The organism is Mucilaginibacter sp., from assembly GCF_028288185.1.
GTDB lineage: Bacteria > Bacteroidota > Bacteroidia > Sphingobacteriales > Sphingobacteriaceae > Mucilaginibacter.
Genome location: NZ_JAQBOF010000008.1, coordinates 127472 through 142636, shown reverse-complemented (window position 1 = coordinate 142636; position 15165 = coordinate 127472). Strand labels below are relative to the sequence as shown.

The following is a 15165-nucleotide window of genomic DNA, read 5'->3' as shown; positions in this document are numbered from 1 at the left end:
AATTATAAACCATTGCCCAACAGGAGCAATGGTTTTAGCATTATTAGTTATATAGTATGTTGGTTAGTAATTTCTTACAATATCTGCCCCAAGGGCCGCGCCATCTGTGGCTGTGTATATACCCCGCGCCCAAATGGTATAGCTATGTCCTGCTATTATGTTTACCGATGGTATAGTAACTTTGTTAACAGTAGTGCCATGTTCCCTTACTACAAAAGTATATTGTTTATCACCATCAATTGCAGTAAAAGCGCTATTTGCTTTATAAACCCTGCCTGCAATAAGCGTGGTCCCGGTGTTTAGGCCTAAATCAAGGGTCGGTGAGCCTATGCTCATATTTACAAATCTTATATTGGCTTTACCCACTGCCGGGCGTGTCAGGCTGTCGTCCAGTGATACAAACTCGGCAGTACTCCAGTTACCCGTTAAAAAAACCGAATAGAATTTACCTTCGGCAAAGTTTATAGATTTAAAAATCTTTTTCTCGTTATTTCTATAGGCACTTACTTCCCGGGTTCCAGAATAAGCGTTTACATAATCAATATTACCCTTATACAATAATGAATCGTATTGTATTTTATTGGTGTTTAAATAAATGCTTACCGGCGGTGCATCAGGCGAAACGTTGTAAAATGATACCGCCGATATAACCGGCGGCGGATCATAAGTTGTTTTTTTACACCCTGCGGCGGTTAAAATGATCAAACCTGCAGCGGCAAATAGTTTTAGATGTTTCATAGTGATAATTGATAAAAGTATTTTAATCTCTTATCTGATGAAACGAGGGGTATGAATGTTTCGCTACAGTTGGGTTTAATTTTTTTTTGAGGCGATTACTCACCCCGACATCGCTTCGCCTGTCGACCCTCCCTTCGCAAGCGGAAAAGAGGGTTCTTTAAAATAAAGAGTAATGCTATTGCAATATCTCAATCATCGCTTTCCTCGCATCACCATTACCAAAATTGCCTGCAAGGTGCCCGGCATCACTGTCGATCATTACCAGTTTCGCATTTACCAGTTTCGCAAAATCAATAGCCGGTTTGGGGTTAACAATATGATCTTGTAAGGATGTTATGATAAGCATTTTTGCCTTGACATGCGTAGCAGCTTCTTTTAGTGAACTGTTATAATCTTTAGCAATATCAAATTGCTCTAAGGCGGCTGATTGGTAAAAGGTATCGTTCCAGTCGCTATGTTGCTGGGCCTCAACATCGGCCAGCCATTTATTAAAGGTATCATGCGGGTGTGCCCGTACTTTTTCGGTCGGGGTGGTTAACAGCATTTCCCAAAACATATTTATAACGGTAATCTTTGGATTAGTCTTATAATTGCCGTGATTATATTCCGGATCACTGTCAAGCAGGCGGCGATAGATCTCGCCACGCATCATATCATAACTGGTAAACTGCGGTGTGCCAACTATGGGGATCAATATATCGGCAAAGTCCGGATAGGTTATCGCCCATTGAAAGGTTTGTATACCGCCCATTGATATCCCGGTTATAGCATGAACATGCGTAATACCAAATTTTTGAACGAGCAGGCGGTGCTGGCTCTCTATCATATCAACAGTTGTAAAAGCCGGAAACTTCATGCCATGCTGCTTAACACTGTTTGATGGTGATGACGAAATACCATCGCCCAGCGCGTCAATAATCATTACAAAATATCGGGCAGTATCAATGGCTCGCCAGGTATCGGGGCCTTCCAGGTTTTTTGACACCCCGCCAAACCAGGTAAGCATTAGCACGCCGTTAGATTTTTCGGCATTTAGTTTGCCATAGGTGCGATAGCCAATCTTGCAATCAGCAATAATACCGCCTGCTACTTTAAGATCGCCTATGGTGGCTACTTGTTGTCTGTCGGTTTTCTTTTGAGCCTGGGATAAGGTAGCAGCTAAGGATAATAATAGTATAGGAATAAGTTTTTTCATATAGATGAGGAATAATTGGTGGGATAAAGCTATTGAAAAGAATGTGGTAATGCAATTTAAAGACCTTCGCTTTAGAGAGGGGTTTGCGTGAGGCTAAATAAATTATAATCTATCCCCTCTCCCCTTTATATTTGCACCGTGGAAAACAAAAAGAAACTCGCATTAATAATTTTAGATGGCTGGGGTTACGGTCGTAATGATCAATCGAATGCTATATTGGCAGCGAAAACTCCGTTTTTTGATTCGTTGATTGCTCAATATCCAAACTCAAAACTGGAAGCATCAGGCTTGGCCGTTGGTTTACCTGATGGGCAGATGGGCAATTCGGAAGTGGGGCACATGAATTTAGGTGCCGGCCGCACCGTTTACCAGGAACTTGGCCGCATAAACAAAGCGGTTGACGATAATGAGCTGGTGAGTAACCCGGTTTTAAAAAGCGCTTTTGATTATGCTAAACAAGATAACAAGGATGTACACTTCATTGGTTTAGTGTCTGATGGTGGTGTGCACTCGCATATAAAACATTTAAAAGGATTGTGCGATGCAGCAGTAACATCTGGCCTGAGCAATGTTTTTGTTCACGCTTTTTTAGATGGACGTGATACCGACCCAAAATCGGGCCTGGGCTTTATTGCTGATCTGGAGAATCACATTACCAACACGCCGGTTAAACTGGCGTCAGCAATTGGCCGTTATTATGCTATGGACCGCGATAACCGCTGGGAGCGCGTTAAACAGGCCTATGATGTAATGGTACACGGCATTGGCGAACCAACAGACAATATACAACAGTCTATAAAAGAAGCTTACTTAAAAGATCTTACTGATGAGTTTATGCCACCTTTGGTTAAAACCAGTGGTGAGGGCAAACCCCTGGCTATAATAAAAGAAGGCGATGTAGTGATATGCTTTAATTTCCGTACCGATAGAGGGCGCGAAATTACGGTAGCACTTACGCAAAAGGCTTTCCCAGAGTATAATCTACATCCGTTAAGCTTGTACTATGTCACTATGACCACTTATGACGAAACATTTAAGAATGTTAAAGTGGTATTTACCAAAGAGGACCTAACCAAAACATTAGGTGAAATTTTGCAGGATGCCGGTAAGAACCAGATCCGCATAGCGGAGACGGAGAAATACCCGCACGTAACGTTCTTCTTTTCGGGCGGGCGTGAAAAAGAATTCGCCAACGAAAAACGCCTGATGGTGCCATCACCAAAAGTTGCTACTTATGATCTGCAACCCGAAATGAGCGCCGAGGGTATACGCGATGCGATCATCCCCGAACTTAAAAGCGGATGGCCCGATTTTATAGTACTAAATTTTGCCAATACCGATATGGTTGGCCATACCGGTGTTTTCAGCGCTGTTGTAAAAGCGGCAGAAACTGCAGACAGGTGCTGCCGGGATGTGGTAGAAGCAGGCATTGCTAACGGCTACTCTTTCATCATCCTTGCCGACCATGGCAATGCCGATTACATGATAAACGATGACGGCACGCCAAACACCGCGCATACAACTAATCTTGTGCCTTGCATTGTAATTGATAAGGATGTTACCCAGGTAAAAGATGGCAAGCTGGGCGACGTTGCTCCAACCGTATTGCATATTTTAGGTGTAACTATCCCTGAAGAAATGAGCGGGAATGTATTGGTGTAACTATAATTTAAAAATAACAGGCATGCAGCCTTCCCCCAGGAAGGCTGTTGCTGTTTATTTAATTATTTCTTTCATCGCCTTCCTCACCTCCTGCAAACCAGACAACATACAAACTGCACCAAAATACTTTGATATAAAAGGTTATTTTCATGCTGATAGCTTGCGCCTAACCAAGTTAAACCACCTTACCCTAAAAACTGTAAGGCACAACGGTGTTAGCGAAACTAAGAAAGTACATATTAACAATTGGGGGTCGGAATTAAGTTTGTTTATCAACTCGGATATTAATAAACCAGCGTGGCGCGATAGCTATAATATTCAAGACAGTGGAGATGCTTTGATTTACCGTGCAAAAACCTTCGATTTAAAGACGCAGCTTATCATTATTACTAAAAATGGCGATAAAATTAAGTGGATATTGATATATAATAGCACTAAAAACACACTGTATCATACCACAGAGACATTGAGCTATTACCCCGATTCTTTATATATTATACAAAAATTTCAACAAATAAGTTTATTTGGCGATAACCGGTATACGCGTAAAATAGGCTTGTTGGCACCCAACAACTATACTATAAAAGGAAGCTTAAATTAGTGATGGCCCACAGCCGAGGCTAGTTTTTCTTTAGATAGATCAATCAATGACGATATATCATCCCGTGACCTATCAGCTTCTAAAACCTTTTGCAGATCGTTTATTGATGCCTTTAAAGCGTTTTGGCCCCTGGCTCTATCAAAAAACTTAGAGGTGGGCTGTAGCCTGAATAAACCGTACTCCCTATAAGCAATACCTCGATTTTGATAAAAAACAGTTAGTTTAGTATCAGCAGGATTTATAGAAATGGCTTTAGTAAAATCAATAATAGCACCCAGTAAATATTTTTCTTTATCAGCAGGAATCTTGCTATCGGCACCCAAACGGGCCTGGGCCCTTGCCCGGTAATAGTACGCGTGAGCTTCGGCAGGCTCCAATGCTATTTCTTTGGTAAAGGCAGTGATTGATTTTACGTAATTATCGCTATGGTAATAAGAGTAACCCAGCATGTATAAAGCATTGGCATTGGTTGAATCTATTAAGCGGCCTTTTTCAAGTTGTGTTATAGCTGCCTTAAAATTCCCCTCAATGTAAGCCTGTTGCCCTAATCTAATATAGGCATTTTGTGATGCCGCATGTTCAACAGAAGATATGACCAGGAAAGATACTAGGATCGGTAACCTCATTAAGCTTATATGTTAAACAGATAGTATATAGTTAACTCCTGCAACTATAAATTATTATGTATTGCAATTAATTTATTGAAAAAACATTGCTGCACCTAAAATGTGCGGCGCAAGAGTATGACTTTTTTTCATCTTTACCAATATATTTAATCACATTTAACAAAAAGGGTTTAAATTTGTAAAACACAAATAATCAAACTGATACCTAATCAAAGCAATTGTTGTAAGCATATTGTCTTAACTTGGCATAAGTCTTGAAATATAGCATTAGTTATGTAGTAGCCGTTAATTTTAGCTATGTTAAAGCCTGTATTATATTGGAAGCTGACAACATGACGTTTATTTTTATAAAAAAAGGTATTGATGAGTTTTGACCCGTTTGATTTTAAAAATGTTTTACCAGTGATAAATGAAGATTCGGAATTTTTCCCTCTGATGTCAACAGAAGACGAAGAGGAGATGAATAATGAGCAGGTGCCTGAGTTTTTACCTATTCTGCCTTTACGCAATACTGTCTTATTTCCCGGTGTGGTTATACCAATTACGGTTGGCCGCGATAAATCCATCAAATTAATACGCGATGCCAATAAAGGCAGCCGCATGATAGGTGTGGTATCACAAAAAGATGTTGCTATTGAGGACCCTACCTTTAACCAGTTAAATAAAATTGGTACCGTAGCCCTGATTATAAAAATGCTGCAGATGCCCGATGGTAACACAACCGTTATTCTGCAAGGCAAAAAACGTTTTTACTTGAAAGAAGAGGTACAATCAGAGCCATACATTAAAGCTACTATTGAGCCTTTTAAAGAGGTAAAAAAATCAAAAGAAGATAAAGAGTTTAAAGCCATGATATCCTCAATAAAGGATATGGCGATGAATATCATACAGCTTTCGCCAAACATCCCAAGCGAGGCAGGTATAGCTATCCGTAATATTGAAAGCACTTCATTCCTGATGAATTTTATATCGTCAAACATGAATGCTGATATGACAGCCAAGCAAAAATTGCTGGAAGTAACTAACCGCCGTGATATGGCTAACCTGGTTTTAGAGCATTTAACCATGGAGCTGCAATTGCTGGAATTAAAGAACCAGATACAAACCCGTGTACGTGTAGACCTGGATAAACAACAGCGCGATTACTTTTTAAATCAGCAGATAAAAACTATACAGGAAGAATTGGGCGGCAACACCCCCGACCTGGAAATTGACAGCCTACGCCAGCGCTCTGCAAAAAAGAAATGGAGCGTTGAGGTTAAAACCCACTTTGATAAAGAGGTTGAAAAACTAACACGCACTAACCCTGCAGCTGCCGATTACTCGGTACAGATAAATTATTTGGAGCTATTGCTTGATCTGCCATGGAATGAATTTACCAAAGACAACTTCGATCTTAAACGTGCCCAAAAGGTATTAGATAAAGACCATTTTGGTTTAGATAAAGTTAAACACCGTATTATTGAATATCTGGCGGTATTGAAGCTAAAACATAATATGAAAGCGCCTATACTTTGTTTGGTTGGCCCTCCGGGGGTTGGTAAAACATCGTTGGGTAAATCAATAGCCAAAGCATTGGGCCGTAAATATGTGCGTATGGCTTTGGGCGGCATACGTGATGAGGCCGAGATACGCGGTCATCGTAAAACCTATATCGGCGCTATGCCGGGCAGGATCATCCAATCGGTTAAAAAAGCCGGTGCCGCTAACCCGGTATTTATTTTGGACGAGATAGATAAAGTAGGGAACGATTTTAGGGGGGACCCATCATCAGCTTTGCTGGAAGTGTTAGATCCTGAACAAAACAGCTCATTCTATGATCATTATGTAGAGATAGATTTCGACCTGTCAAACGTAATGTTTATCGCGACAGCAAATTCATTAAGCAGCATACAGCCGGCATTGCTTGACAGGATGGAGATCATAGAGGTGAACGGTTATACTATTGAAGAAAAAATAGAAATAGCTAAACAACACCTGGTACCTAAACAACGCGAAGCACATGGTTTAAAGCTGAAAGATATTACACTTAAAGCTGATGTGCTGGAAAAACTGATAGAGGATTATACCCGCGAATCGGGCGTGCGTGGCCTGGAGAAAAAGATAGGCTCGGTAGTACGTGGCACTGCTAAAAACATTGCTATGGAAGAGCCTTATAATACCGTTGTAAGCAAACAGGATGTTGAAACTATTCTTGGTGCACCAATATTTGATAAGGATCTGTACGAAGGTAATGATGTTGCCGGTGTGGTAACGGGCCTGGCCTGGACATCAGTAGGTGGCGATATATTATTTATAGAGGCCAGCTTAAGCCCCGGTAAAGGCCGCTTAACGCTTACGGGTAGTTTAGGCGATGTAATGAAAGAATCGGCAACCATAGCGCTTGCTTATTTGCGCGCGCATGCTAATTACTTCAATATCGATCAGAAATTATTTGAGCAATGGGATATACATGTACACGTTCCGGCAGGTGCTACACCTAAGGATGGCCCATCGGCAGGTGTGACTATGTTAACAGCTTTAACATCGGCATTTACGCAACGTAAAATAAAACCTCATTTGGCTATGACCGGCGAGATCACTTTACGCGGCCGTGTATTACCTGTTGGCGGTATCAAAGAAAAAATACTGGCCGCTAAACGTGCCAATATTAAAGAGATCATTCTTTGCAAATCAAACCAAAAAGATATTTTGGATATAAAAGAGGGCTATATTAAGGATCTTAAATTTCATTACGTAACAGAAATGCGTGAGGTAATTAACCTGGCCCTGCTGGATGAAAAGGTTAGCGATGCCATTGATTTGACAATTAAAGAAGAAATTAAACCAATACTTAACTAAATTATAACTTGTTATTTTTTGACGATGCGCGAGGAGATCGTTTATAATAACAATTACACTAACACTTAATGAAGAAATTAATTTTACCCCTGCTATTAATTTTCACAGCCTTAGGCGCTTTGGCGCAAAATCATCGCAGCGAGTTTGGCTTGCAATCTGATAACGACTCTTACCTCGCTCAGGGTGCTGACAGGTATTATACCGATGGCCTATTTTTTTTCTATCGCCATGCGTTGGATATTAAAAACAACAGCACTTTACAAAACAAAGTATTAGGATTTGAGCTGGGACAAAAAATATTTAACCCGCGTGGTGGTAACATACCAAATGCGTATTATGTTGACAGACCTTTTGCTGGTTATTTATTCGCTGGCTCAACACTTAATTTCTTATACAAAAACGAAAGCAACCTTAAATTTGGCGCTCAATTAGGTTTAGTGGGCCCGGCATCAGGTGCAGAGAACGCGCAGACTTGGGTACATAAGACTTTTGGTTTTTACACGCCTACCGGCTGGGAATTCCAAATACAAAATGATGTTGAGCTTAACTTATCGGCAGAGTATAACAAATTATTAGGCAGATTTAATAAAGTTAAAGGCATTACTAATGTTGATATATCATTAGCATCCTACGCTAATTTGGGTAACGGTTTTACAGGTGCCGGCGTTGGGTCGTTATTGCGGATAGGTAATTTTAACCAGTTATTTAATTCGGCCAGTACAGAGAGTACGGTTATAGCCGGCAATGTTACTCCGTTACACAAGCACGAGTTCTTTTTGTATTACAAGCCAATGGTTAATTATATAGGTTATGATGCTACAGTACAAGGTAGTTTGTTTAAAAGCCATAATGATCCGTCAAGTATGGAAGTTACTGGTCATCCGGAACCCATAATGATGAGTAATGAGGTGGGTGTTACTTATACCACTAATCGTTGGGTTTTTGATGCGGAAGCCACGTTCCATACTAAAGATACCAAAGAAATGGTTTGGACTCACGGATGGGGATCGATAACCGCTTTATACCGATTTAACTAAATATCAAAATTACGTTTCCGGCCTTCTTTTTTTACCGACTGTATTTTTTTATTGTCTAAGCGTTCGGCTTTTGCTTTTTTGCTGGGCTTGGTTGCTTTGCGTGGTTTTTGTATTTGTAATGATCGGGCTAGTAATATAATCAATCGCTCTAAAGCTTTTTCACGGTTTAAATATTGGCTGCGTTCTTCATCGCAAATTACCTGTACATAGCCATCTTTGTTTAAACGATTTTGCAGTTTTTCATTAAGCAATAGCTTTTCGTCATCGGTAAACAAAGCCGAATCATTTACAGAAAACAATAACTCTACCTTGCTTGATACTTTGTTTACGTTTTGCCCGCCTTTGCCCCCGCTGCGCGATGCCTTATAAAAAGTTTCCTTCTGCAAGAAGGGTTTAGAGATATTCATAAACAAATGTAAAGAAAGTTGGCAATTTTTAGTTTGCAGTTGGCTTTGATTTGGAATTTAAAGTCCGCAAACTGCCAACCGTAAACTGCCAACTTTTTTCTACCTTCGTAAATAGATATGAGCAGCAATATTGTAGTAGCTATAGATGGCTATTCTTCGTGCGGAAAAAGCACATTAGCAAAAGCCCTGGCTAAAAAACTTCATTTTATTTATGCTGACAGTGGCGCAATGTACCGCGCTGTAGCTTTATATTTTATCCGCAATAATGTTGATCTGCAAAACCACAAACAAGTGGTAGAAGCTTTGGATAAGATCCACCTCAATTTTCACTCGCGCGACTACCAGACACATATCACCTTAAATGATGAGGATGTATCTGACGAAATACGCCAGATGCATGTAGCTGATAAGGTTAGTGCAGTGGCTGCCATACATGAGGTTCGTGTAGAAATGGTGCGCCAGCAGCAACGCATGGGCAAATCAAAAGACATAGTGATGGATGGCCGTGATATTGGTACGGTAGTATTCCCGCACGCCCAGGTAAAGTTATTCATGACTGCTGACCCCAAAATACGTGCAGAGCGCCGCTATAAAGAGCTATTGCCTACCAACCCTGCCATGACTTTGGAGGAGGTGTTTGAGAACCTTGCACACCGCGATTATGCGGATACCACCCGAAAAGAAAGCCCGCTAACCCGCGCGGACGATGCTATTATATTAGATAACACAGACCTTACTCCTGATGAACAATTGGAGTTTGCACTGGACCTGGTAAAGCCGTTAATACACTAAGATTTTAGGATTTAAAGATTTTAGGATGCCTGTGGTCAAGAATATAACTTCTAGTCCTCTGATCTTGTAAATCTTAGTTAAGGTTATCATCCACCAACTGCACCGTCGGCACACCAAACTTATTTAAAAAATCAACCCCTTCATCGTTGGCTATGCCTTTGTATTTGGCGTATGATTTATCAAAATAAACATGTTTAATTCCTGCCGAAAAGATCAACCGGGCACAAGCTATGCATGGCGATAGTGTGGTGTAAAGCGTAGCCCCTTCCAACTTGGCGCCGCTTTTTACGGCATATAGTATGGCATTTTCCTCGGCATGTAAGGCTAATGAGCAGCTACCTTTCGAATCGCGCGGGCAACCGGCTTCGGGCCATTCTTCGTCGCAGTTATGTGTGCCCGCAGGCGGGCCGTTATAGCCAATAGAAATAATACGCGTATCGCGTACTAAAACCGCCCCAACATGAGCCTTAACGCAATGTGAGCGCAAGGCCAGGTCGGTAGCCAGTTTCATGAATATGGTATCGAAACTTGGTTTGTTCATTAGTAGTTTTGAGTTATAAGTGGTGAGTTATGAGTAAAATAAAAACAAACTCATAACTCACCACTCAATACTGATCACTCAATTAGTGTCCCCCGCTTTTTTCAACAGAAACATGGTCAATGTTGATGCCTTGTTTGATCAACTCCTGGCGTACTTTCCAGGCGAAGAATACGATGTAGGCAAAACCTATAACCGGAACAATGTATGATTGATGGATCCCCATGGTATCAGCCATTAAGCCTTGTACCGGTGGAATAATAGCACCACCCAATATCATCATAATTAAAAATGCAGAGCCTTGGCCGGTATATTTACCTAAGCCGGTGATAGCTAACGAGAAGATTGACGGCCACATAATTGAACAGCATAAGCCACCACTAATAAACGCGAATACCGCGATCATACCTGTCGACAATAAACCTATTAGCATAAATATCATACCCAATACACCTAACGAAACTAAGGTACGTACCGGTTTTTGCTGGCCTATATAAAACGCGCCTATCATTACGGTAATACTAATAGCATAGATATATAAATTACTTACATCAACCCCAGTTGACCGGTTAACTAACAATACAATACCAAAAGCAAGAAATGGCACTACCAAAGTCAATATGTTTTTAGTTGATTTTGATAGGTTAAATGCTCCAATGGCGCCCGTCCAGCGGCCTATCATTAAACTACCCCAGTAAAGCGAGATAAATGGCGACATTTGCGACTCGGTAAAGCCGCCAAATTTAGGTAGTTTAAGCAACGCGCCCATATTACTTTGTATAGTAACCTCTGTGCCTACGTATGTAAATATGGCTATCATACCTAAAATTAATTGAGGGTATTGCATAGCGCCCCAACCTTCTTTGTTTTTCTGAGCCGATAATAACGAGCTTACTAAAGTTAGTATTATGATAGCCAGCGATATGTAAATAATAACAGCCTTGGTCCCTTCAGGTGTACGGATATTGAAAAAACCATGCCCGCTAATAAATAAAGCTAATTGGTCGGCAACCATAATTAAACAAAACGCCAGGAACATAATTATTAATGGTAATGTTGGCTTTTTGCTGGCTTCGACCTTTTCATCTGTAGTAACAACCGGCAACTTAGATAGATAGAAAAATACAGCTACTGCTAAAAATAAGCCAGCCAATATATAATATAAGTTATCAATAGTTGATAGCTGGACACTGCTTGCTGCTGCTGCACCTTTTGCCTTTCCAAACAATATCACACTAACTACAATTGGGCCGGTTATACCGCCGATATTGTTAATAGCGCCTGCAAAATTCAAACGATTTGAACCTGTCTCCGGCGGGCCTAAAGCTATAACGAAAGGATTTGCCGCTGTTTGTTGTAACGAGAAACCTAAAGCGATTATAAAAAACGAACCTAATATAAATATAAATGAACCTGTAGCTACAGCAGGTATCATTACTAATGCGCCTGCGGCTGATAAAACCAAACCCAGCACAATACCGTTTTTATAGCCCAGTTTGTTTAATATATCAACCCGGGTTATTTGCGAAGCAAAATATAGTATCAATGACCCTATAAAATATCCTCCGTAAAAAGTAAAGTCAATTAACTGCGATTCGAATTGAGTTAAGTGAAAATGTGCTTTACAAAAGGGTATAAATATACCGTTTGAGGCTGCTAAAAAGCCCCAGAAGAAAAATACAGTAACCAGCGTGTACAATGCCGAACCATAACTTTTGGTGTTGTTTTGTTCCATTTTATATAAGGTTGTATTAAAATTGGTTTTAAACCACTAACATAAGTATTTTTTATAATTCTACTAGCTTAAAGTAATAAACACTCTGCATTAAATTTCTTTATTTAAGAGATAAAAGTTGCATCTTCGCATACTTCAAACAGATCAAAGGTTACAGATTAATGATAGAAGCTGTTATTTCGGGGATTGGTATTGGTATAGTGTTAACCTTTTTAACCGGGCCCGTATTTTTTGCTTTAATTAAAACAAGTATTGAGCGGGGCTTCCATGCAGGTATTTTTTTAGCGCTTGGTGTAGTGTGCAGCGATGTTGTGTTTGTGGGTGGCATATTATTTGGCTCACAATTGTTTGAGGTATCTGCCCAAACCAAAACCATTGCAGGTGTTGTTGGCAGCATTATATTGTTTGTAGTAGGTATTCGCTACATTTTCAAAAAGGCAAAGGTAAACTACGACAATGCAACCCCTACCGGCCTTAAACGTACAGGCTATTTTCTGAAAGGGTTTTTAATGTGTATTTTTAATCCTGCTATTTTATTTCACTGGATAACAGTTATTGGTACAGCCAGTACCATTTATCATAATGGTGTACATCACCGGGCATTTAAAATTGCTATTATGTTTATAACCATATTGGTTGTACAGTTTGGTTTAGATACTACCAAAGCCTTTTACGCCAACAAGCTGCGCGATAAAATATCCGAAAAATTTGTACACCGCCTGAATGAAGTTGCCGGTATAGCCTTAATTATTGCCTCGGTAATTTTATTGGATAAGCTGGTTACACATTATGTATTCGCCGCCCCTTCAGCATAGCTAAAATTTTGTTTTTATATTGGGGCTACCATCAATTTTTTAATGGAAAGTATAGGGAGTAACTCCAAGCCCTAAAGAGGGAGTTTTTGAACGCTAACTAAAAGAGGCTCTTATCTAGTAAATAAGGGCCTCTTAATTTATATTATATATCAATTGCTTTAATTCCTCCCCCTTCAGGGGGCCGGGGGTTACATATACGCCCGCTGATTCTTCCCTTCCATCCAGTTAACAAAGGCACGGTTAACTACCTTGTTGCCGCCTGGGGTTGGATAATCGCCAGAGAAATACCAGTCGCCGGTATGATCCGGGCAAGCTTTGTGTAAGTTATCCAGCGTTTGATAGATCACCTGTACTTCGCATTTAATTTCAGTTGGTGTGATGATCTTGGCTATACGGTCTGATACCTCCTGATCTGTAAAAGGCTCATAAATAGCTTTTACATAGTTCACCACATCCTCTTTAGGTAATGACGCACTATCTACACATTTTTTATAAACATCGGCTATAATGCTTTCTTTACCTTGTTCTTTCAGCAAGCTAATGGCGGCTTCAAAAGCAACAAACTCGCCCATGCGCGACATATCAATACCATAACAATCCGGGTATCTAATTTGAGGGGCAGACGATACAACAACAATTTTTTTAGGGCCTAAACGATCCAGTATCTTCAGAATACTTTGTTTAAGCGTAGTACCACGAACGATGGAGTCATCTAGTACAACTAACGTATCCGTTCCGTTTTTAATTAACCCGTAGGTAGTATCATAAACGTGCGCCACCATTTCGCTACGGTCAGCATCCTGTGTTATAAAGGTGCGTAACTTAACGTCTTTAATAGCAATCTTTTCAACACGTGGTGCCATACATAACACTTCGGTTAACTCTTCTTCACTTATCTTATCCTCGCGGTTAAGTAGTCTGTCACGCTGGTATTTTTTTATGTATTTATGTATACCTTCTACCATGCCATAAAAGGCAACTTCCGCAGTGTTTGGTATATAAGAGAATACGGTATTTTTTACATCATTATTAACCGCATCCAATATTTGCGGGCAAAGCAGCCTGCCTAATTGTTTACGTTCGCGATAGATAGACGCGTCACTTCCTCTCGAAAAATAGATCCGCTCGAAAGAGCAGGCTTTCTTTTCTTGTGGCTCGCTAAACATATCCTCGGTTATCTTGCCATTCTTTTTTATGATCAGGGCATGGCCGGGTTTTATTTCTCTTATCTCGTCTATAGGGATATTAAAGGCAGTTTGTATAGCGGGGCGTTCTGATGCCGCAACAACTATCTCATCATTATAATAATAATAAGCCGGGCGGATGCCAACCGGGTCGCGCATAATAAATGCATCACCATGGCCCAGCATACCGGCAATGGTATAACCACCATCCCAGTTACGTGCAGATTTATGAAGGATCTTAGCCACATCCATATCATTGGCTATTAGCTTGCTGATCTCGCCATTGTCATCCAGGCCTTCGCGTTTATATTGGTCAAACAAGCCTTGCACTTCAGTATCAATAAAGTGGCCCATTTTCTCTAATACGGTAACGGTATCTGCTTTTTCTTTTGGATGCTGGCCCAGGTCATACAGTTGTTGCAGCAATTCATCAACATTCGTCATGTTAAAGTTACCGGCAATAACCAGGTTACGTGTCATCCAGTTGTTTTGGCGCAGAAAAGGGTGGCAACTTTCAATACTGTTTTTGCCATGTGTACCATAACGCAAATGGCCCAATAACACTTCGCCGGTAAAGCTTACGTGCTCTTTGAGCCATTCGGTATCAGCCATTTTTTCTGGCGATTCCTTTTGTATATCTGCGAATTTCTTCTGGATATATTCAAATATATCAGCAACAGCGTTTGATGCCATCGATCGATGCCTGCTGATGTACCGCTTGCCCGGAGCTACATCCAATTTAATAGTGGCAACGCCTGCGCCATCCTGGCCCCGGTTATGTTGTTTTTCCATTAAAAGATAGAGCTTGTTTAAGCCATACAGCGCAGTGCCGTATTTTTTCTGATAAAAAGACAGTGGCTTTAAAAGACGGATAAATGCCACACCGCATTCATGTTTAATCTGATCGCTCATGATTGATGATGAGCCGCAAAGTTATAACTTTCTACTAAAGTCTTGTTAAATTGATTGTCATTAATTCGTATTAAAATAATAT

13 protein-coding genes are annotated in these 15165 nt (G+C 40.5%); 6 read left to right on the top strand and 7 right to left on the bottom strand.

Going from position 1 to position 15165, the window contains the following annotated elements; genetic code table 11:
* Positions 1-63: 63 nt before the first annotated feature.
* Both JWQ34_RS03190 and JWQ34_RS03185 read right to left on the bottom strand, forming a co-directional pair.
* Positions 64-738, bottom strand: coding sequence for a DUF4397 domain-containing protein (locus tag JWQ34_RS03190; RefSeq protein WP_299353813.1), 675 nt, complete (start codon positions 736-738; stop codon positions 64-66).
* A 175-nt stretch (positions 739-913) separates the two neighbouring features.
* Entirely contained in the window at positions 914-1933 is a 1020-nt protein-coding gene (locus JWQ34_RS03185) for an alpha/beta fold hydrolase (protein ID WP_299353810.1), read from the bottom strand.
* A 138-nt stretch (positions 1934-2071) separates the two neighbouring features.
* Here JWQ34_RS03185 and gpmI point away from each other — a divergent pair, with 138 nt between their 5' ends.
* Positions 2072-3595, top strand: coding sequence for a 2,3-bisphosphoglycerate-independent phosphoglycerate mutase (gene gpmI / locus JWQ34_RS03180; RefSeq protein ID WP_299353808.1), 1524 nt, complete (start codon positions 2072-2074; stop codon positions 3593-3595).
* Between the two features lie 22 nt (positions 3596-3617).
* Complete coding sequence (locus JWQ34_RS03175; RefSeq protein WP_299353805.1) at positions 3618-4196, top strand: hypothetical protein; 579 nt, start codon at positions 3618-3620, stop codon at positions 4194-4196.
* Here JWQ34_RS03175 and JWQ34_RS03170 read toward each other — a convergent pair.
* Positions 4193-4822, bottom strand: a complete 630-nt coding sequence (locus JWQ34_RS03170; protein ID WP_299353802.1) for a tetratricopeptide repeat protein — start codon at positions 4820-4822, stop codon at positions 4193-4195. The genes JWQ34_RS03175 and JWQ34_RS03170 overlap by 4 nt on opposite strands.
* Positions 4823-5182: 360 nt before the next feature.
* On the opposite strand from JWQ34_RS03170, the gene lon reads away from it, so the two are divergent.
* Positions 5183-7663, top strand: coding sequence for an endopeptidase La (gene lon, locus JWQ34_RS03165; RefSeq protein ID WP_299353799.1), 2481 nt, complete (start codon positions 5183-5185; stop codon positions 7661-7663).
* 68 nt (positions 7664-7731) lie between these two features.
* Positions 7732-8700, top strand: a complete 969-nt coding sequence (locus JWQ34_RS03160) for a lipid A deacylase LpxR family protein (RefSeq protein ID WP_299353796.1) — start codon at positions 7732-7734, stop codon at positions 8698-8700.
* On the opposite strand, the gene arfB is transcribed toward JWQ34_RS03160, so the two are convergent.
* Positions 8697-9107: an alternative ribosome rescue aminoacyl-tRNA hydrolase ArfB gene (gene arfB / locus JWQ34_RS03155; RefSeq protein ID WP_299353794.1), complete on the bottom strand. Its 411-nt coding sequence runs from the start codon at positions 9105-9107 to the stop codon at positions 8697-8699. The genes JWQ34_RS03160 and arfB overlap by 4 nt on opposite strands.
* 117 nt (positions 9108-9224) lie before the next feature.
* Here arfB and cmk point away from each other — a divergent pair, with 117 nt between their 5' ends.
* Complete coding sequence (cmk, locus tag JWQ34_RS03150; RefSeq protein ID WP_299353792.1) at positions 9225-9899, top strand: (d)CMP kinase; 675 nt, start codon at positions 9225-9227, stop codon at positions 9897-9899.
* Between the two features lie 73 nt (positions 9900-9972).
* Here cmk and JWQ34_RS03145 read toward each other — a convergent pair whose 3' ends face one another.
* Positions 9973-10440, bottom strand: a complete 468-nt coding sequence (locus JWQ34_RS03145) for a dCMP deaminase family protein (protein ID WP_299353789.1) — start codon at positions 10438-10440, stop codon at positions 9973-9975.
* Between the two features lie 82 nt (positions 10441-10522).
* Positions 10523-12172 carry an MFS transporter gene (locus tag JWQ34_RS03140; RefSeq protein WP_299353786.1) on the bottom strand — a complete coding sequence of 550 codons (1650 nt, stop codon included), beginning with the start codon at positions 12170-12172 and terminating at the stop codon, positions 10523-10525.
* A gap of 161 nt (positions 12173-12333) precedes the next feature.
* On the opposite strand from JWQ34_RS03140, the gene JWQ34_RS03135 reads away from it, so the two are divergent.
* Positions 12334-12987: a LysE family transporter gene (locus JWQ34_RS03135; RefSeq protein ID WP_299353783.1), complete on the top strand. Its 654-nt coding sequence runs from the start codon at positions 12334-12336 to the stop codon at positions 12985-12987.
* Between the two features lie 188 nt (positions 12988-13175).
* Here JWQ34_RS03135 and JWQ34_RS03130 read toward each other — a convergent pair whose 3' ends face one another.
* Positions 13176-15083, bottom strand: coding sequence for a class II glutamine amidotransferase (locus tag JWQ34_RS03130; RefSeq protein ID WP_299353780.1), 1908 nt, complete (start codon positions 15081-15083; stop codon positions 13176-13178).
* Positions 15084-15165: the final 82 nt, after the last annotated feature.

What these genes read in the sequence shown, in the direction of transcription:
- JWQ34_RS03140 (WP_299353786.1), bottom strand. Translation starts at nt 12,172, where the DNA reads ATGGAACAAAACAACACCAAAAGTTATGGTTCGGCATTGTACACGCTG.
- cmk (WP_299353792.1), top strand. Translation starts at nt 9,225, where the DNA reads ATGAGCAGCAATATTGTAGTAGCTATAGATGGCTATTCTTCGTGCGGA.
- JWQ34_RS03135 (WP_299353783.1), top strand. Translation starts at nt 12,334, where the DNA reads ATGATAGAAGCTGTTATTTCGGGGATTGGTATTGGTATAGTGTTAACC.
- JWQ34_RS03185 (WP_299353810.1), bottom strand. Translation starts at nt 1,933, where the DNA reads ATGAAAAAACTTATTCCTATACTATTATTATCCTTAGCTGCTACCTTA.
- JWQ34_RS03175 (WP_299353805.1), top strand. Translation starts at nt 3,618, where the DNA reads ATGCAGCCTTCCCCCAGGAAGGCTGTTGCTGTTTATTTAATTATTTCT.
- JWQ34_RS03160 (WP_299353796.1), top strand. Translation starts at nt 7,732, where the DNA reads ATGAAGAAATTAATTTTACCCCTGCTATTAATTTTCACAGCCTTAGGC.
- JWQ34_RS03145 (WP_299353789.1), bottom strand. Translation starts at nt 10,440, where the DNA reads ATGAACAAACCAAGTTTCGATACCATATTCATGAAACTGGCTACCGAC.
- arfB (WP_299353794.1), bottom strand. Translation starts at nt 9,107, where the DNA reads ATGAATATCTCTAAACCCTTCTTGCAGAAGGAAACTTTTTATAAGGCA.
- JWQ34_RS03190 (WP_299353813.1), bottom strand. Translation starts at nt 738, where the DNA reads ATGAAACATCTAAAACTATTTGCCGCTGCAGGTTTGATCATTTTAACC.
- JWQ34_RS03170 (WP_299353802.1), bottom strand. Translation starts at nt 4,822, where the DNA reads ATGAGGTTACCGATCCTAGTATCTTTCCTGGTCATATCTTCTGTTGAA.
- JWQ34_RS03130 (WP_299353780.1), bottom strand. Translation starts at nt 15,083, where the DNA reads ATGAGCGATCAGATTAAACATGAATGCGGTGTGGCATTTATCCGTCTT.